General features: G+C 70.2%; 14 protein-coding genes and 4 tRNA genes. 8 read left to right on the top strand and 10 right to left on the bottom strand.

From position 1 onward, the window contains the following. Positions 1-25: 25 nt before the first annotated feature. Positions 26-544 carry a hypothetical protein gene (locus ABD269_RS14050; RefSeq protein ID WP_344118185.1) on the bottom strand — a complete coding sequence of 173 codons (519 nt, stop codon included), beginning with the start codon at positions 542-544 and terminating at the stop codon, positions 26-28. Between the two features lie 140 nt (positions 545-684). Next, positions 685-1,035, bottom strand: a complete 351-nt coding sequence (locus ABD269_RS14055) for a metallopeptidase family protein (RefSeq protein WP_344118186.1) — start codon at positions 1,033-1,035, stop codon at positions 685-687. A gap of 183 nt (positions 1,036-1,218) precedes the next feature. Here ABD269_RS14055 and ABD269_RS14060 point away from each other — a divergent pair. From ABD269_RS14060 to ABD269_RS14085, 6 genes are all read left to right on the top strand, one after another. Further along, positions 1,219-1,291, top strand: a tRNA-Glu gene (locus ABD269_RS14060). A 39-nt stretch (positions 1,292-1,330) separates the two neighbouring features. Then, positions 1,331-1,405, top strand: a tRNA-Asp gene (locus ABD269_RS14065). Positions 1,406-1,428: 23 nt separating this feature from the next. Further along, a tRNA-Phe gene (locus tag ABD269_RS14070) sits at positions 1,429-1,502 on the top strand. A 165-nt stretch (positions 1,503-1,667) separates the two neighbouring features. Next, positions 1,668-5,618, top strand: coding sequence for an ATP-dependent RNA helicase HrpA (gene hrpA, locus ABD269_RS14075; RefSeq protein ID WP_344118187.1), 3,951 nt, complete (start codon positions 1,668-1,670; stop codon positions 5,616-5,618). Positions 5,619-5,735: 117 nt separating this feature from the next. Beyond that, positions 5,736-5,810: transfer RNA gene (locus ABD269_RS14080), tRNA-Asp, on the top strand. 195 nt (positions 5,811-6,005) lie between these two features. Further along, positions 6,006-6,224 (top strand): DUF6274 family protein, encoded by a 219-nt coding sequence (locus tag ABD269_RS14085; RefSeq protein ID WP_344118188.1) that lies wholly within the window; start codon positions 6,006-6,008, stop codon positions 6,222-6,224. 449 nt (positions 6,225-6,673) lie between these two features. Here ABD269_RS14085 and bldC read toward each other — a convergent pair whose 3' ends face one another. Next, positions 6,674-6,880, bottom strand: a complete 207-nt coding sequence (gene bldC / locus ABD269_RS14090) for a developmental transcriptional regulator BldC (RefSeq protein WP_003949541.1) — start codon at positions 6,878-6,880, stop codon at positions 6,674-6,676. A 499-nt stretch (positions 6,881-7,379) separates the two neighbouring features. Continuing rightward, the gene (locus tag ABD269_RS14095; RefSeq protein ID WP_301886448.1) at positions 7,380-8,228 is read right to left on the bottom strand and encodes a DUF8083 family protein; all 849 of its coding nucleotides are present in this window, start codon (positions 8,226-8,228) and stop codon (positions 7,380-7,382) included. Positions 8,229-8,430: 202 nt separating this feature from the next. Here ABD269_RS14095 and ABD269_RS14100 point away from each other — a divergent pair, with 202 nt between their 5' ends. Then, positions 8,431-9,546, top strand: coding sequence for a Leu/Phe/Val dehydrogenase (locus tag ABD269_RS14100; RefSeq protein WP_344118189.1), 1,116 nt, complete (start codon positions 8,431-8,433; stop codon positions 9,544-9,546). 375 nt (positions 9,547-9,921) lie between these two features. Next, the gene (locus ABD269_RS14105; protein WP_116212691.1) at positions 9,922-10,182 is read left to right on the top strand and encodes a DUF3073 domain-containing protein; all 261 of its coding nucleotides are present in this window, start codon (positions 9,922-9,924) and stop codon (positions 10,180-10,182) included. Positions 10,183-10,328: 146 nt separating this feature from the next. Here ABD269_RS14105 and purM read toward each other — a convergent pair whose 3' ends face one another. The 6 genes from purM to purS form a co-directional block, all read right to left on the bottom strand. Beyond that, positions 10,329-11,396 carry a phosphoribosylformylglycinamidine cyclo-ligase gene (gene purM, locus ABD269_RS14110; protein ID WP_301886446.1) on the bottom strand — a complete coding sequence of 356 codons (1,068 nt, stop codon included), beginning with the start codon at positions 11,394-11,396 and terminating at the stop codon, positions 10,329-10,331. 39 nt (positions 11,397-11,435) lie between these two features. Continuing rightward, positions 11,436-12,953, bottom strand: a complete 1,518-nt coding sequence (gene purF, locus ABD269_RS14115; protein WP_301886445.1) for an amidophosphoribosyltransferase — start codon at positions 12,951-12,953, stop codon at positions 11,436-11,438. 144 nt (positions 12,954-13,097) lie between these two features. Further along, on the bottom strand, positions 13,098-13,892 hold the full coding sequence (locus ABD269_RS14120) for a maleylpyruvate isomerase family mycothiol-dependent enzyme (protein WP_344118190.1): 795 nt from the start codon (positions 13,890-13,892) through the stop codon (positions 13,098-13,100). A gap of 97 nt (positions 13,893-13,989) precedes the next feature. Continuing rightward, the gene (gene purL / locus ABD269_RS14125; RefSeq protein WP_344118191.1) at positions 13,990-16,239 is read right to left on the bottom strand and encodes a phosphoribosylformylglycinamidine synthase subunit PurL; all 2,250 of its coding nucleotides are present in this window, start codon (positions 16,237-16,239) and stop codon (positions 13,990-13,992) included. Further along, positions 16,236-16,940 carry a phosphoribosylformylglycinamidine synthase subunit PurQ gene (gene purQ, locus ABD269_RS14130; protein ID WP_344118192.1) on the bottom strand — a complete coding sequence of 235 codons (705 nt, stop codon included), beginning with the start codon at positions 16,938-16,940 and terminating at the stop codon, positions 16,236-16,238. Before purQ ends, purL begins: the two co-directional genes overlap by 4 nt. Next, on the bottom strand, positions 16,937-17,191 hold the full coding sequence (gene purS, locus ABD269_RS14135; RefSeq protein WP_116212697.1) for a phosphoribosylformylglycinamidine synthase subunit PurS: 255 nt from the start codon (positions 17,189-17,191) through the stop codon (positions 16,937-16,939). Before purS ends, purQ begins: the two co-directional genes overlap by 4 nt. Positions 17,192-17,282: the final 91 nt, after the last annotated feature.

The raw sequence follows: 17,282 nt of genomic DNA on the forward strand, positions 1-17,282 counted from the left end.
GAGCGCAAGCCGCCCCCCGAATGGCCTAGGCCACAGGCCCGGCCTGCGGGCCCGGCTGGGGCGCGGGCGGGGGCGAGGAGACGGGCGGCGGGCTCGTCGGGGGCTGCGGCGGCGTGCTGCTCGGCGGCTGCGGGGGCGTCTGGGTGGGCGGGGTCGTACGGCCCTGTGTGGGCCCCGTGCCGGAGCCCTGCCCGGCCGGCGGTTTCGGCTTGGTCCCCGGCTTGCCCGGCTTCGCGGCCCCCGGCGACGCCTCCTCGGCCTGGTCCTCGGAGGGCGAGGCGGACGGCGCCCCTGCGGACGCGCCCTTGGCGGCGGGACTGCCACTCGCGCCCCGCGCCGCCTTCGCGTCCGTACGGCCGGGCCTGCTGCCCGGCATCCGCACCCCGCCGTCCGGCTCCGGCCGCGCGTCGCGCTGCTTGCCCGTGCCCGACGACGAGGCGGGCTTCTCCGGGTCGCTCACGCTCATGCACCCCCCGAGGGCCAGGGCGGCGACGGCCACGGCCGCGATCCGGGTGGCGGCTGTCTGAGCGGAGGAGGGGCGCATGGAGGGGACCGCCTTAGGAGTGCGTGGGACAGGCGCCCTGCCCAACTGGCCCCGCCCCGCGCAGGACACGCGCGGCGCGCCGCCACCCGCCCACTCCCGTCCCGGGCGCACCGCCGGGCACACCACCGGTCCCCCAGGGCTCACCCGTAACCGAGCGCGTGCAGCCGCGCGTCGTCGATCCCGAAGTGGTGGGCCACCTCGTGAACCACCGTCACCTCCGTCTCGTGCACGGCCTCTTCCCGGGTGACGCACATCCGGAGCGTCGGCCCGCGGTAGACGGTGATGCGGTCCGGCAGGACGCCCGCGTACCACTCGCCGCGCTCGGTCAACGGCGTCCCCTCGTAGAGGCCGAGCAGCTCCGGGTCGTCCGCCGGCGGCTCGTCCTCGACGAACACCGCGACGTTGTCCATCAGCCGCGTCAGCTCCTGCGGGATCCGGTCCAGGGCCTCGGCGACCAGTTCCTCGAACTCCTCGCGCGTCATCTCCAGCACGCTCGCCATTGTCCGCCACACGCGCGCTCCGCGCCGTAGCCCGGGCGGGCCGTGCGAGCCCCTCCGCCGCCGGTCCGGAGGCGCCGCGCGGAACGGTCGGCAAACCGTTTTGGCGTTCCCTCCTCCCATCCCATATGCTTCTCACGTCCCCGAGGCGCTGCGAAGCGCCCAGGTGGGCCATCAGCCCTCATCGTCTAGTGGCCCAGGACGCCGCCCTTTCAAGGCGGTAGCACGGGTTCGAATCCCGTTGGGGGCACGCTTAAACATGTGCGAGACTAGTGCTCGCACATAGCAAGGTCCTGTGGAGCAGTTTGGAGTGCTCGCCACCCTGTCAAGGTGGAGGCCGCGGGTTCAAATCCCGTCAGGACCGCTGCGATTCCTCGTGGATCGCGTGGCTGGGTAGCTCAGTTGGTACGAGCGTCCGCCTGAAAAGCGGAAGGTCGCCGGTTCGACCCCGGCCCCAGCCACTGTGAGCCCCTCATCCTCGGATGAGGGGCTCAGTGTTTTTTCCGGGCTCGCCCTCCGGCCTGCGGCCCGGGCGCCTTCCCGCCACATGGGCACCCGCGTCCGCCCCCGCGCCCCGGGAAATGGGTTCGCTCGTTTCGCGCGGCTGGTGCGATCCTGGACTTCGTATGTCTACGCAGCCTGCTTCCGCCACCTTCGCCGACCTCGGCGCCCGCCTGTCCGAGCTGATGCTGCGCGACGCGCAGCGGCTGGGCCGTCGGCTCGAGGGGGCCCGCCGCATCCGCAAGCCCGAGGCCCGTACGGCCGTGCTGGCCGAGATCGCGGCCGAGGCGGACACCGCCGAGCAGCGCGTCGCGCAGCGGCGCGCCGCCGTGCCCACGGTCACCTACCCCGATCAGCTGCCGGTCAGCCAGAAGAAGGACGACATCCTCGCGGCGATCCGCGACCACCAGGTCGTGATCGTCGCGGGCGAGACCGGCTCCGGCAAGACCACCCAGATCCCCAAGATCTGTCTCGAGCTCGGCCGCGGCGTCCGGGGCCTCATCGGCCACACCCAGCCGCGCCGCATCGCCGCCCGCACGGTCGCGGAGCGGGTCGCCGAGGAGCTGCGGACGCCGCTGGGCGAGGCGGTCGGCTGGAAGGTCCGCTTCACCGACCAGGTCGGCGGCGACACCCTCGTCAAGCTGATGACGGACGGCATCCTGCTCGCCGAGATCCAGACGGACCGCGAGCTGCGCCAGTACGACACGATCATCATCGACGAGGCGCACGAGCGCAGCCTCAACATCGACTTCATCCTCGGCTACCTCGCCCAGCTGCTGCCGCGCCGCCCCGACCTCAAGGTCGTCATCACCTCGGCGACCATCGACCCGGAGCGCTTCTCCCGGCATTTCGGCGACGCCCCGATCATCGAGGTCAGCGGGCGCACGTATCCGGTGGAGGTGCGGTACCGGCCGCTGCTGGAGGAGGACTCCGCCGACTCCGACCGCGATCAGATCACCGCGATCTGCGACGCGGTGGACGAGCTCCAGCGGGAGGGCGACGGGGACATACTCGTCTTCCTCTCCGGTGAACGGGAGATCCGCGACACGGCGGACGCGCTGGAGAAGAAGAAGCTACGGTTCACCGAGATCCTTCCGCTGTACGCGCGGCTGTCGCACGCCGAGCAGCACCGGGTCTTCCAGCGCCACACGGGCCGCCGTGTCGTCCTCGCGACGAACGTCGCCGAGACCTCGCTGACCGTGCCGGGCATCCGCTATGTGATCGACCCCGGCTTCGCCCGCATCTCCCGCTACAGCCACCGCACCAAGGTCCAGCGGCTACCGATCGAGGCGGTCTCGCAGGCCAGCGCCAATCAGCGCAAGGGCCGCTGCGGCCGTACGAGCGACGGCATCTGCATCCGGCTGTATTCGGAGGACGACTTCCTCTCCCGGCCGGAGTTCACGGACGCCGAGATCCTCCGTACGAACCTCGCCTCCGTCATCCTCCAGATGACCGCCGCCGGGCTCGGGGACATCGAGCGGTTCCCGTTCATCGACCCGCCGGACCGGCGCAACATCAAGGACGGCGTCGACCTGCTCCACGAGCTGGGGGCGCTCGACCCGAAGGAGAAGGACCACAAGAAGCGGCTGACCCCGCTCGGCCGCAAGCTCTCGCAGCTTCCGGTGGACCCGCGGCTGGCCCGGATGGTGCTGGAGGCCGACCGCAACGGCTGTGTCCGCGAGGTCATGGTGATCGCGGCCGCGCTGTCGATCCAGGACCCGCGGGAGCGGCCCTCGGAGAAGCAGCAGCAGGCCGACCAGCAGCACGCGCGGTTCAAGGACGAGACGAGCGACTTCCTCGCCTTCCTCAATCTGTGGCGCTATGTGCGCGAGCAGCAGAAGGCGCTGTCGTCTTCGGCCTTCCGGCGCATGTGCAAGTCGGAGTTCCTGAACTACCTCCGGATACGCGAGTGGCAGGACATCTACTCCCAGCTGCGTACGGTCGCCAAGCAGATGGGCGTCCACCTCTCGGAGGAGGACGCGCCGGAGGACCGCGTACACCAGTCGCTGCTGGCCGGCCTGCTCTCGCACATCGGCCTGAAGGACACCGAGAAGAACGAGTACCTCGGCGCCCGCAGCGCCAAGTTCGCGATCTTCCCGGGCTCGGCGCTGTTCAAGAAGCAGCCGCGCTGGATCATGTCCGCGGAGCTGGTGGAGACCTCGCGGCTGTGGGCGCGGGTCAACGCCAAGGTCGAGCCCGAGTGGGTCGAGCCGCTCGCCGAGCACCTGGTGAAGCGCAATTACAGCGAGCCGCACTGGGAGCAGAAGCAGGCGGCCGTGATGGCGTACGAGCGGGTCACGCTGTACGGCGTGCCGATCGTGGCGCAGCGGAAGGTCAATTACGGGCGCATCGACCCGGAGACCAGCCGTGAGCTCTTCATCCGCAACGCCCTGGTGGAGGGCGACTGGCGGACGCACCACCAGTTCTTCCACGACAACCGCAAGCTGCTCGGCGAGGTCGAGGAGCTGGAGCATCGCGCCCGCCGCCGCGACATCTTGGTGGACGACGAGACGCTCTTCGACTTCTACGACCAGCGGCTGCCCGAACACGTGGTCTCGGGTGCGCATTTCGACTCCTGGTGGAAGCACAAGCGCCGGGACGAACCGGAGTTGCTCAATTTCGAGCACTCCATGCTCATCAACGAGAACGCCGAGGCGGTCACCAAGGACGACTACCCGGACTCCTGGCGGCAGGGCCGGCTGAAGTTCAAGGTGACCTATCAGTTCGAGCCGGGCGCGGACGCCGACGGTGTGACCGTGCACGTCCCGCTCCAGGTGCTCAACCAGGTCTCGGCCGAGGGCTTCGACTGGCAGATCCCGGGGCTGCGCGAGGACCTGGTCACGGAGCTGATCCGGTCGCTGCCCAAGCCGATCCGCCGCAACTACGTACCGGCGCCGAACTACGCCAAGGCCTTCCTGGACCGGGCGGTGCCCCTCCAGGAGCCGCTGACGACCACGCTGACGCGTGAGCTCCAGCGGATGGTGGGCGTGCGGATGGAGCCGGAGGACTTCGACCCGGCCAAGGTCCCGGACCACCTGAAGATCACCTTCCGGATCGTCGACGAGCGCAAGCGGAAGATCGCGGAGGACAAGGACCTGGAGGCGCTGCGGATCAGGCTGAAGCCGAAGACGCAGGCCGCGATCACCAAGGCCTTCGAGCAGGCCGCGGAGAGCCCGGGCGAGGCCGGTGCGGCGCGCGCCCCGGAGCAGCGCTCGGGGATCACGCAGTGGACCGTCGGGACGCTCCAGCGCACCTTCGAGACGCGGCGTGCCGGGCAGCCGGTCAAGGCGTACCCCGCGCTGGTGGACGAGGGCAGCTCGGTCGCGGTGCGGCTCTTCGACACCGAGGCGGAGCAGCAGGAGGCCATGTGGCGGGGCACCCGCCGCCTCATCCTGCTCAACCTCCCCTCCAACCCCGCGAAATTCGCCCAGGACAAGCTCAGCAACCAGCAGAAGCTCGCCCTGTCGCGGAATCCGCACGGCTCCATCCAGGCCCTCTTCGAGGACTGCGTGGCCGGTGCCGCGGACAAGCTGATCGCGCTGCGCGGCGGTCCGGCCTGGGACGAGGAGTCCTTCCGGAAGCTGTTCGACGCGGTGCGGGCCGACATCGTCGACGCGACGCTGGACACCATCCGCAAGGTGCAGGAGGTGCTGGCCGCCTGGCAGGCGTGCGAGCGGCGGCTGAAGGCGACGACGTCGCTCGTGCTCGTGCCGTCCCTCACGGACGTCAAGGAGCAGCTGGCGTCGCTGATCAAGCCGGGGTTCGTGACCGAGCACGGCGTGCGCCGGCTGCCGGACCTGCTGCGCTATCTGGTGGCCGTCGACCGCCGGCTGACGCAGATGCCGGCCAACGCGGAGCGGGACCGCACGCGGTTGGCGAAGGTCAAGGAGATGCAGGACGAGTACGCGTGGCTGCTGGAGCAGTTCCCCAAGGGGAGGCCGGTGCCACGGGAGGCGCGGGACGTGCGCTGGATGATCGAGGAGCTGCGGGTCAGCTACTTCGCCCACGCGCTCGGCACGGCGTATCCGGTGTCGGACAAGCGCATCGTGAAGGCGATTGATCAACTGGCGCCGTAGGAGGCGTGCGGGGCCCCTGGGCCCCGCACCGGACCCCTCGTGGAGGTCGGGTTCGACCACACCCCCTGACCTGCTGTAGAGTCTGTCTCGCAGCACCGCGAGAGCGGGAAAGCACAAGGTCCTGTGGAGCAGTTTGGAGTGCTCGCCACCCTGTCAAGGTGGAGGCCGCGGGTTCAAATCCCGTCAGGACCGCAGTAGAGTCAGAGCCCGCATCCGCATCGGATGCGGGCTCTGCTGCTGTACGGGCAGCCTCGCGCGCGACGGCAAGTCCCGTCGCCCCCCTGTCGATTGAAGGCCCGGACCCCCTCCAGGATCCGGGCCTTTTCGCATCCGACCTTGACTGGGACACGTGCCAGGGGTACCCAGGCAGTGGAGGTGCTGCGCTCCATGACGACGACCACCCGGACCGAGCCGAAGCGGACCGAGAGCATCCGGCATGAGACGAGGGCGCTGCTGCGCGCCCATCTGTCGGCCGCCTCGGGCTACCGCCATCTGACCCGACACTGCGCGGTGTGCCACCGCCTCCTGCGGCTCGCCCAGGAGGCCGCCGGGGCGGCCAAGGGGGAGTCCGGGGCCGGCCGGGACGTAAGTCCCGTCGGCGAGTGACCAACGGCGGCTGTCGCGGCGGCAGTCGGATGCCAGGCTTGGGGCAGCAGCGGGGGCTTCGTCCCCATACCGCAGCAGCACGGTGAGTGACAAGCACGTCGCACTGTGACGGGAGTCACCGAAAGACTTTCCGTAGTGACGGAACTTACCCCTCACCTACAACGGGTCAATTTAATATGTGCAATTGCACCCCACCCGAAAGGGTCCGGCGGGCAACGGGAGTCCGTCCCGTGCCACGCGAGGGGCCGCGCGGGGACCGCTCCGGCGCGAGCACAAAAAGATCGCGCTGGACCCGGCGGAGTCCAGCGCGATCGACGACTCGCCCAAGTCGGTGGGCAAGGAACCTGTTGGGGCAGGTCCCCCTGTCGTGTGAAGCCAGGTGTTGCGTTGTGGGCGTCGGACCGGGTTGGGGGCCCCGGAGAACGCCCGGCAGTGCGCTATACGGTTGTTCAGGCCTCGCTGCGCTGCTGCGGGATGCCCGCCAGCAGTGCGCGGACCTCCGCTTCGCGGTAGCGGCGGTGTCCTCCGAGCGTGCGGATGGACGTGAGCTTGCCTGCCTTGGCCCAGCGGGTCACGGTCTTCGGGTCCACGCGGAACATCGTGGCAACCTCAGCCGGGGTCAGCAGCGGCTCGGCATCAGGGGTGCGAGCGGTCATGAGCGGCCTCCTCGGGAGAACCGGACTTGGAGTCGGTTCTTTCCTCTAAATTCTGCACCTTGACCCACGTTGCCCGAAATGGCGGACGCGGGCCGAGTCGGTTATAGGACGAACGGCTTGTCCTCGGCACTACAACTACACCATCTGTCCAGCCACGTCGGCCAAACCTATGGAATTGCCCTCTCAGGTGTTCAACCTCGACGGAAGCCGATGGACCATGCCATAGCGGACAGTCACGCCACCGTGACGATCAGTCACAGCGGGATCAGGGGTCACCAGACCCGCCAAGGAGTGCAATACCGATCTATCCGCCCTTAGTTGGACGGAAGGAGCCCTTCCCGGACTCCTTGTCCTATTTTGCCACGAGGGTGGGCGATGGGCGCAAGACCTGACGTAAGTGCGTTAGGTCACGGTTGCCGCAATGGCCCGGATCGGGACCTAGGTCCCCCGCACCCGTCCCAGGAGCCTCCGGGCGTCCCTCGAACCCCGCTATGGGACTTCAGTTCGCATACTGACGGTTCCGCACAGCGCTCCAACGCTCCGTCAGCCGTTCGTATGCCTCGCCCGCCCGGGCCCCGTCCCCCTCGCGCAGCGCCGCGAGACCCTCCGCGGTGTCGCCGGCCGAGTGGTCCTCCGCGAGATCGGCCTCGGGCACCATGTGCACCAGCCCGCCGTAGTCCAGCTCCACCAGCGAGCGCGGGTGGAACTCCTCCAGCCAGCGCCCCACGTCCACCAGGCCGTCGATCAGCGGGCCCTCGTCGATCGCGTCCTTGAGCGTCCGCAGGCCCCGCGCCACCCGGCGCCTGGCCTCGACCATGGGCGTGCGGTAGCGGAGGACCAGCCCGTCGCGGCCGGGGTCGCAGCCCTTGCCGTACTCCCGCTCCTCGTCCGCGAAGAGGACGAACCAGCGCAGCGGCACCTGCCAGGTCGCCGTGCGGATCCAGGGCCGGGCGTCGGGGTTGCGCTCCAGCCAGCGCTCGTAGTCCGCCTCCGCCTGACGGCGCACCACGGGCGGCAGCGCCGCGTCCAGGACCGGTGCGGGCAGGCTCTCGGCCAGCTCCTCCAGCGCCAGCCAGCCGCGCAGCCGGGTGCGCCAGGGGCAGACGCACAGGACGCCGTCCTGGAAGGCGACGAACGCGTCGCCGCTCTCGTGCACCGGGACCGGCACCGGGGGCGTGGGCAGCAGGTCCGCGAGCGACCGGCGGAGCTCGTCCTGGACCCCCGGGAGCGCGTCGCGGCGGGCGTAACGCGCCCAGTGGCCGCGCTCCGGTTCCGGGAAGGCGCCCAGAGGCTCGTAGACCCGCAGATACGCCGCGTACGGGACGGTCACCGACGACGCCAACCCCACACCCGCTCCCTCAAACCGGAGGACCCTCCGGGGAGTTGCCCAGCGCTCCCCCTTGCTGTCCAGATCGTCCCATGGCGTCGCACCCCGGGAGAGTGATCCTCGGCACCGGACCCGTCCTGCGGGCCGACAGGTCTTACCCTCGTCCCAACCGGCCCTCCACCACCCCCGGAGGGCGAACTCCGCGACATATGGAGTCACCACAGTGACTGACGTACGTCCCACCAATGACGTTGACGGCGTGCTGCACACCCTGTTCGGATCGGACCAGGGCGGCCACGAGCAGGTCGTGCTCTGCCAGGACCGCGAGAGCGGCCTCAAGGCCGTGATCGCCATCCACTCCACCGCCCTGGGCCCGGCCCTCGGTGGCACCCGCTTCTACCCGTACGCCTCCGAGGAGGAGGCCGTGCGGGACGCGCTCAACCTCGCCCGCGGCATGTCGTACAAGAACGCCCTCGCCGGGCTCGACCACGGCGGCGGGAAGGCCGTGATCATAGGTGACCCCGAAACGGTGAAGAGCGAGCAATTGCTGCTCGCCTACGGTCGGTTCGTGGCGTCCCTGGGCGGCCGCTATGTCACCGCGTGCGATGTCGGCACGTACGTGCAGGACATGGACGTCGTCGCCCGCGAGTGCCGCTGGACCACCGGCCGCTCCCCCGAGAACGGCGGCGCGGGCGACTCCTCCGTCCTCACCGCCTTCGGCGTCTTCCAGGGCATGCGCGCCGCCGCGCGGACCCAGTGGGGCGAGTCGACGCTGCGCGGCCGCCGGGTCGGCATCGCCGGGGTCGGCAAGGTGGGCCACCACCTGGTGGAGCACCTGGTCGAGGACGGCGCCGAAGTCGTGATCACCGACGTGCGGGCCGAGGCGGTCGAGCGGATCATCGCGCGGCACCCTCAGGTCACCTCCGTGGCCACCGCGGACATCCTGGTCCGCAGCCCCCTCGACGTCTACGCCCCCTGCGCCCTCGGCGGCGCGCTGAACGACGAGACGGTGGCGGCCCTGACCGCCACCGTGGTCTGCGGCGCGGCCAACAACCAGCTCGCCCACCCCGGCGTCGAGAAGGACCTCGCCGACCGCGGCATCCTCTACGCCCCGGACTACGTGGTGAACGCCGGTGGCGTGATCCAGGTGGCCGACGAGCTGCACGGCTTCGACTTCGACCGGGCGAAGGCCAAGGCGAACGAGATCTTCGCCACCACCCTGGCCATATTCGACCGCGCCAAGTCGGACGGCATCCCGCCGGCCGCCGCGGCCGACCGGATCGCCGAACAGCGCATGGCCGAGGCCCGCGCCGCCGCCGTCCCCGTCGGCGCCCTGTAATACCGGCCGGTAGCCACGGGACGGTACGGCCCGTGGCCCGGCCGTACGCTCGGTGCCCGCACAGCGGTCGGAGGGCCGTCGCAGGGAATACGACAGCCGGCCGGTCGGAGGTGGTGAGGGAGAGATCCCTCACCACCCATCGGCGGGTCGGCGCACAAGACACGTTAAAATCGCAGCTGACCAGCGGGGACGGGGCTCCCCACGGGTTGTGCGACGTGGCACGTCATGCGGGCGACGTACCGTATGGCCGCGGAAGCAGGTACCGTTGAAGCCCTACAGGCCGGACACCTCGACGAGGGTCCGCTCTGACTCATGAACGTGAACGCGTGTCAAGACTCTGGGGCCGTCGAGCCCCGTCACTGAGGGGGTCGAGCCATGGGGCGCGGCCGGGCCAAGGCCAAGCAGACAAAGGTCGCCCGCCAGCTGAAGTACAACAGCGGCGGGACCGATCTCTCACGTCTGGCCAATGAGCTGGGCGCATCGCCGACGACGAAGCAGCCGCCGAACAGCGAGCCGCTCGACAAGGACGATGAGCTGGACGACGATCCGTACGCTCAGTATGCGGAGCGTTACAACCACGAGGACGAGGACGAGCAATCGCCCGACCACTCCTCGACATACCGTCGCCGCGCTTGACGCCGTAACTCTCACCGACCCGGTCCGGGGCCTGCCCTCGGACCGGGTTCTGTGCTGCCCGGCGCGGGTTCACAAGGCCCCGCCCGGCCACGGGAGCACCGGCCCCGGAGCGCCCTTGGGCCCCGGGACCAGCGGATCCGCGGTTATCAGCTTCCGTACTCACCGGTCAGGGCCACGGCCTCGGCGTGGTCGCCACGCTCGGTGATCTCGCCCGCCACCCAGGACTCCACGCCCCGGTCGGCGAAGGTGGCCAGCGCCACGTCCACGGACTCCTGCGGCACGACCGCGATCATGCCGACGCCCATGTTGAGCGTCTTCTCCAGCTCCGGCCGCTCGACCCCGCCCAGCCGGCCGACCAGGTCGAAGACGGCGCCCGGCGCCCAGGTCGAGCGGTCGACGGTGGCGTGCAGCCCGGCCGGGATCACCCGGGCCAGGTTGTTGGCGAGCCCGCCGCCGGTGATGTGCGAGAAGGCGTGCACCTCGGCCGTGCGGGTGAGCGCGAGGCAGTCGAGCGAATAGATCTTGGTGGGCTCCAGCAGCTCCTCGCCGAGGGTGCGGCCGAACTCCGGAACCTCCCGGTCCAGCTCCCAGCCCGCCCGGTCGAAGAGCACATGGCGGACCAGCGAGTACCCGTTCGAGTGAAGTCCGGACGAGGCCATCGCGATGACCGCGTCACCCGTACGGATGCGATCCGCGCCCAGCACCCGGTCGGCCTCGACCACGCCCGTGCCCGCGCCGGCCACGTCGAAGTCGTCCGCGGCGAGCAGCCCGGGGTGCTCGGCGGTCTCGCCGCCGACCAGCGCGCAGCCCGCGAGGACACAGCCCTCGGCGATGCCCTTGACGATCGCCGCGACCCGCTCCGGATAGACCTTGCCGACGCAGATGTAGTCCGTCATGAACAGCGGCTCGGCGCCGCAGACGACCAGGTCGTCCACGACCATGCCGACCAGGTCGTGGCCGATGGTGTCGTAGACCCCCATCCGGCGGGCGATGTCGACCTTCGTGCCGACGCCGTCGGTCGCGGAGGCGAGCAGCGGACGCTCGTACCGCTTGAGGGCGCTCGCGTCGAAGAGCCCGGCGAAGCCGCCGAGGCCGCCGACGACCTCCGGGCGGGTGGCCTTCTTCACCCACTTCTTCATGAGCTCGACGGCGAGGTCGCCGGCTTCGATGTCGACGCCCGCGCTTGCGTAGCTGGCACCAGTGGTCTCAGGCATAGCTGGGAACTTTCGTGTCGTTCGGTACTACGGAGAGCGTTACGGGCGACGGAGCGCGTCGGCGGCGTCCGTGCCACCGGCCAGCTCGGTCTCCAGCAGCTGCTTGCCGAGGAGCTCGGGGTCCGGCAGCGGCATCGGGTACTCGCCGTCGAAGCAGGCGCGGCAGAGGTCCGGCTTGGCGATGGTGGTCGCCTCGATCATGCCGTCGAGGGAGATGTACGCGAGGGAGTCCGCGCCCAGCGACTTGCCGATCTCCTCGACCGTCATGCCATTGGCTATCAGCTCGGCGCGGGTCGCGAAGTCGATGCCGAAGAAGCACGGCCACTTCACCGGCGGCGAGGAGATGCGCACGTGCACCTCGGCCGCGCCCGCCTCGCGGAGCATCCGCACCAGGGCGCGCTGGGTGTTGCCGCGGACGATCGAGTCGTCGACGACCACCAGGCGCTTGCCCCGGATGACCTCCTTGAGGGGGTTGAGCTTGAGCCGGATGCCGAGCTGGCGGATGGTCTGGCTCGGCTGGATGAAGGTCCGGCCGACGTAGGAGTTCTTCACCAGGCCGGTGCCGTAGGGGATGCCGCTGGCCTCGGCGTAACCGACGGCGGCCGGCGTGCCGGACTCCGGGGTCGGTATCACCAGGTCGGCCTCGACGGGGGCCTCGGCGGCGAGCCTGCGGCCCATCTCCACCCGGGAGAGGTAGACGTTGCGGCCCGCGATGTCGGTGTCGGGGCGCGCGAGGTAGACGTACTCGAAGACACAGCCCTTGGGCTTCGCTTCCGCGAAGCGGGAGGTCCGCAGGCCGTTCTCGTCGATGGCGACCAGCTCGCCGGGCTCCACCTCGCGGACGAAGGTCGCACCGCAGATGTCCAGGGCGGCGGTCTCGGAGGCCACCACCCAGCCGCGCTCCAGCCGGCCGAGGACCAGCGGGCGGATGCCCTGCGGGTCGCGGGCGGCGTAGAGGGTGTGCTCGTCCATGAAGACGAGGCAGAAGGCGCCCTGGACCTCGGGGAGGACCTTGGTGGCCGCTTCCTCGATCGTCAGCGGCTTGCCGTCGGCGTCGGTCTGGCCCGCGAGCAGGGCCGTGACCAGGTCGGTGTCGTTGGTCGCGGCGACCTGGGTGGCCCGGCCGTTCTCCTTGGGGAGGGCGGCGACCATCTCGGCGAGCTGGGCGGTGTTGACCAGATTGCCGTTGTGGCCGAGCGCGATCGAGCCGTTGGCGGTCGCCCGGAACGTCGGCTGCGCGTTCTCCCACACCGACGCTCCGGTGGTGGAGTAGCGGGCGTGACCGACCGCGATATGGCCCTGGAGGGAGCCGAGGGAGGTCTCGTCGAAGACCTGGGAGACAAGTCCCATGTCCTTGAAGACGAGGATCTGGGAGCCGTTGCTCACTGCGATGCCCGCGGACTCCTGTCCACGGTGCTGCAGGGCATACAGCCCGAAATAGGTGAGCTTGGCGACCTCTTCACCCGGAGCCCAGACACCGAAGACGCCGCAAGCGTCCTGGGGGCCCTTCTCGCCGGGGAGCAGGTCGTGGTTGAGTCGTCCATCACCACGAGGCACACCTCGAGTCTATGGCAGGTGCGAGGTTCATCCGAACCGGGGATGACCAGGGATGCCTCACACCACGGACAGCCACTCGGCGCGCACAGCGAATCACCTTTTCCGCTCAGGTGAGTTACCGCCTGGCGTTGCTCGGATGAGCACTCATGTGAGCAACGGCAGTTGCTCGGAGATGTCGGCGCGTTCACCGCTCGCGGAGACCGCGGCCGCGTCGAGGGCGGTGGCCCAGTCCGTACGGCCGGTGGCCAGACGCACCCACGTGAGGGGGGCGGTCTCGACGACGTTGGGCGGGGTGCCCCGGGTGTGCTTGGGGCCCGCCACGCACTGCACGACCGCGAACGGCGGCACGCGGACCTCCACTGATCCCCCGGGCGCCTTGACGGCCAGCGAGTCCGCCAGCAGGCGGGTGACGGCGGCCAGGGCCTGCCGGTCGAACGGGATGTCCACGCCGAGCGCGGCGGCCAGATCGTCGCTGTGCACGACGAGTTCGACGCATCTGGTGACGAGAAGGTCGTCCAGGCGCATCACGCCGGGGCGGGCGGTCAGCAGGCGCTCGGCGGGCACGCCGGAGGTCAGTTCGGCGAAGCGTTCGGCCACCTGGGCGAGGAGCGCGACGGGATCCTCCGCGGCGGCCGCTTCCCGTACGGACGTGGCCACCTGCGTCGCGTAGTCGGCCGTGGCGAACGGCCACTCGGCGAGCGTGATCTCGCGTGCCGGGGGCGCGGGTTGTCCGAGCCCGTGGGTGACGGAGCGGACGCCCAGGGCGATATGCGTGACCAGCTCCCGGACGGTCCAGTCGCCGAGTCGTGTGGGCAGCGCGAACCGGCCCTCGTCGAGGGCTTCGACGACGGTGCGTACGTTGCCGAGCTGCGCGATGACGGCCGCGCGGGTCCTGTCGAGGTCGTACGTTCGCGCACGCTTGCGCTGGGCGGGAGGCATGAGGGGATTTTCCCCCACTCGCCCCTGCCCGCAACCGCGCTCCGGCTTTCGATCGCCGTACGGGCCGGAAAGGCCCGGCCCGTACGGCGATCGTCCGCTAGGCCAGCAGGGCCGGAATCGTCGCTTCGTGCGCCGCGCGCAGTTCCGCGAGCGGGAGCTCGAAGTGGCCCTGGATGTCGATCACTTCGCCGTCCACCACACCGATGCGCGCCGCCGGCAGGCCGCGGGCGCCGCACATGTCGCTGAAGCGGAGTTCCTCGCTGCGCGGGACGGCGACGACCGCACGGCCCGCCGACTCCGAGAACAGGAACACGAAGGGGTCCAGTCCGTCGGGGACGACGATCCGCGCGCCCTTGCCGCCGCGCAGGCACGACTCGGCGAGGGCCTGGATCAGGCCGCCGTCGGAGAGGTCGTGCGCCGCGTCGACCATGCCGTCGCGGGAGGCGGCGATCAGGATCTCGGCGAGCAGCTTCTCGCGCTCCAGGTCCACGGCCGGCGGCAGCCCGCCGAGGTGGTCGTGGACGACCTGCGACCAGGCCGAACCGCCCAGCTCCTCCTTGGTATCGCCCAGGAGGTAGAGCAGGTGGCCCTCCTCCGAGAAGGCCATCGGCGTACGGCGGTTGACGTCGTCGATCACGCCGAGCACCGCGACCACGGGGGTCGGGTGGATGGCGGTCTCGCCGGTCTGGTTGTAGAGCGAGACATTGCCGCCGGTGACGGGCGTGCCCAGCTCCAGGCAGCCGTCCGCCAGACCGCGGGTGGCCTCGGCGAACTGCCACATGACGGCCGGGTCCTCGGGCGAGCCGAAGTTCAGGCAGTTGGAGATGGCGAGCGGCCGGGCGCCGGTGGCGGCCACGTTGCGGTACGACTCGGCGAGCGCGAGCTGCGCGCCGGCGTACGGGTCGAGCTTGGTGTAGCGGCCGTTGCCGTCGGTCGCGACCGCGACACCCAGGTTGGTGTTCTCGTCGATGCGGACCATGCCCGAGTCCTCGGGCTGCGCCAGCACGGTGTTGCCCTGCACGAACCGGTCGTACTGATCGGTGATCCAGGACTTCGAGGCCTGGTTCGGGGAGGAGACGACCTTGAGGACCTGCTCGCGCAGCTCGCCGGCGGTCGCCGGGCGGGGCAGCCGCGCGGCGTCGTCGGCCTGGAGGGCGTCCTGCCACTGCGGCCGGGCATACGGCCGCTCGTAGACCGGACCCTCATGGGCGACCGTGCGCGGCGGCACGTCGACGATCTGCTCGCCGTGCCAGAAGATCTCCAGCCGCTCGCCGTCGGTCACTTCACCGATGACGGTGGCGATGACGTCCCACTTCTCGCAGATCTCCAGGAAGCGGGCGACCTTGCCGGGCTCGACGACGGCGCACATGCGCTCCTGCGACTCGCTCATGAGGATCTCCTCGGGCGAGAGGGAGGAGTCGCGCAGCGGCACGGTGTCCAGCTCGACGCGCATACCGCCCGAACCGGCGCTGGCCAGCTCGCTGGTGGCGCAGGACAGACCGGCGCCGCCGAGGTCCTGGATGCCGTCGACCAGGTCCTCGCGGAAGATCTCCAGGGTGCACTCGATGAGGAGCTTCTCCTGGAAGGGGTCGCCGACCTGGACGGCGGGGCGCTTGGCCGGGCCGGTGGAGTCGAAGGTCTCGGAGGCGAGCACGGAGACGCCGCCGATGCCGTCGCCGCCCGTGCGGGCGCCGTAGAGGATGACCTTGTTGCCCGCGCCGGAGGCCTTGGCCAGGTGGATGTCCTCGTGCTTCATCACGCCCACGCAGAGGGCGTTGACCAGCGGGTTGCCCTGGTAGCAGGCGTCGAAGACGACCTCGCCGCCGATGTTGGGCAGGCCCAGGCAGTTGCCGTAGCCGCCGATGCCCGCGACGACGCCCGGCAGGACGCGCTTGGTGTCGGGGTGGTCGGCCGCGCCGAAGCGCAGCGGGTCCATGACGGCGACCGGGCGGGCGCCCATGGCGAGGATGTCGCGGACGATGCCGCCGATGCCGGTGGCCGCGCCCTGGTAGGGCTCGATGTACGAGGGGTGGTTGTGCGACTCGACCTTGAAGGTGACCGCGTAGCCCTGGCCGACGTCGACGACACCGGCGTTCTCGCCGATGCCGACGAGGAGGGCATCGCTCTCGGGCGCCTTGTCGCCGAACTGCCTCAGGTGGACCTTGCTGCTCTTGTAGGAGCAGTGCTCGGACCACATCACGCTGTACATGGCCAGCTCGGCGCCGGTGGGACGGCGGCCGAGGATCTCGCGGATGCGGGCGTACTCGTCCGGCTTCAGACCCAGCTCGGCCCACGGCTGCGCGGTGTCGGGGGTCTCGCCCGCGTGCTTGACGGTGTCCAGGCTCATGCGTTGACCAGCTTCTTCAGGATCGAGGTGAAGAACCCGAGCCCGTCGGTACGGCCCGTACCGACCAGCGGCTCGACGGCGTGCTCCGGGTGCGGCATGAGGCCGACGACGTTGCCCGCGGCGTTGGTGATGCCGGCGATGTCGCGGAGCGAGCCGTTGGGGTTTCCGTATCCATCAGCGGCTTCGCCGCGGGCCAGATAGCGGAACGCGACGCGGCCCTCCGCCTCCAGCTCGTCGAGGGTCCGCTCGTCGGCCACATAGCGGCCGTCGATGTTCTTCAGCGGGACGGAGATCTCCTGGCCCGCCTCGTAGTCGGACGTCCAGGCGGTGTCCGCGTTCTCCACCCGCAGCTTCTGGTCGCGGCAGATGAAGTGCAGGTGGTTGTTGCGCAGCATCGCGCCGGGCAGCAGGTGGGACTCGGTGAGCACCTGGAAGCCGTTGCAGATGCCGAGGACCGGCAGGCCCTCCCGGGCGCCCTCGACGACCTTCTCCATGACGGGCGAGAAGCGGGAAATGGCACCCGCGCGCAGATAGTCGCCGTAGGAGAAGCCGCCGGGCAGGATCACGGCATCGACCTGTTTGAGGTCTTTGTCGCGGTGCCACAGCGATACGGGCTCGAGTCCGGCGATACGGACGGCGCGCTGGGTGTCGCGGTCGTCCAGAGTGCCGGGGAAGGTGATGACTCCTACACGAGCGGTCATCGTGCTTCTCCGTCGACCTTCACGGTGAAGTCCTCGATCACGGTGTTGGCGAGAAACGTTTCCGCCATCTCGTGGATGCGGGCGAGGGCGGCGTCGTCGACCGGACCCTCCACCTCGAGTTCAAAGCGCTTGCCCTGACGGACGTCGGCGATCCCCGCAAAACCCAGGCGTGGCAGCGCGCGCTGCACCGCCTGCCCCTGCGGGTCGAGGATCTCCGGCTTGAGCATGACGTCGACTACGACGCGTGCCACTGGCACTCCCGGTGGTGTGGTGCGTGAGCTGAAGCGGTGAGGCCAGAGTACAGTCCCAAAAAATCTACGCGCATAGATATCGTGGCCGCCC

The sequence above is a fragment of the Streptomyces blastmyceticus genome (genome assembly GCF_039521185.1).
Classification (GTDB): Bacteria; Actinomycetota; Actinomycetes; order Streptomycetales; family Streptomycetaceae; genus Streptomyces; species Streptomyces blastmyceticus.

Excerpts from the sequence above, each read along its gene's own strand:
- purL (WP_344118191.1), bottom strand. The coding sequence starts at position 16,239 with ATGAGCCTGGACACCGTCAAGCACGCGGGCGAGACCCCCGACACCGCG.
- ABD269_RS14050 (WP_344118185.1), bottom strand. The coding sequence starts at position 544 with ATGCGCCCCTCCTCCGCTCAGACAGCCGCCACCCGGATCGCGGCCGTG.
- ABD269_RS14105 (WP_116212691.1), top strand. The coding sequence starts at position 9,922 with ATGGGGCGCGGCCGGGCCAAGGCCAAGCAGACAAAGGTCGCCCGCCAG.
- ABD269_RS14085 (WP_344118188.1), top strand. The coding sequence starts at position 6,006 with ATGACGACGACCACCCGGACCGAGCCGAAGCGGACCGAGAGCATCCGG.
- ABD269_RS14120 (WP_344118190.1), bottom strand. The coding sequence starts at position 13,892 with ATGCCTCCCGCCCAGCGCAAGCGTGCGCGAACGTACGACCTCGACAGG.
- hrpA (WP_344118187.1), top strand. The coding sequence starts at position 1,668 with ATGTCTACGCAGCCTGCTTCCGCCACCTTCGCCGACCTCGGCGCCCGC.
- purM (WP_301886446.1), bottom strand. The coding sequence starts at position 11,396 with ATGCCTGAGACCACTGGTGCCAGCTACGCAAGCGCGGGCGTCGACATC.
- bldC (WP_003949541.1), bottom strand. The coding sequence starts at position 6,880 with ATGACCGCTCGCACCCCTGATGCCGAGCCGCTGCTGACCCCGGCTGAG.
- purQ (WP_344118192.1), bottom strand. The coding sequence starts at position 16,940 with ATGACCGCTCGTGTAGGAGTCATCACCTTCCCCGGCACTCTGGACGAC.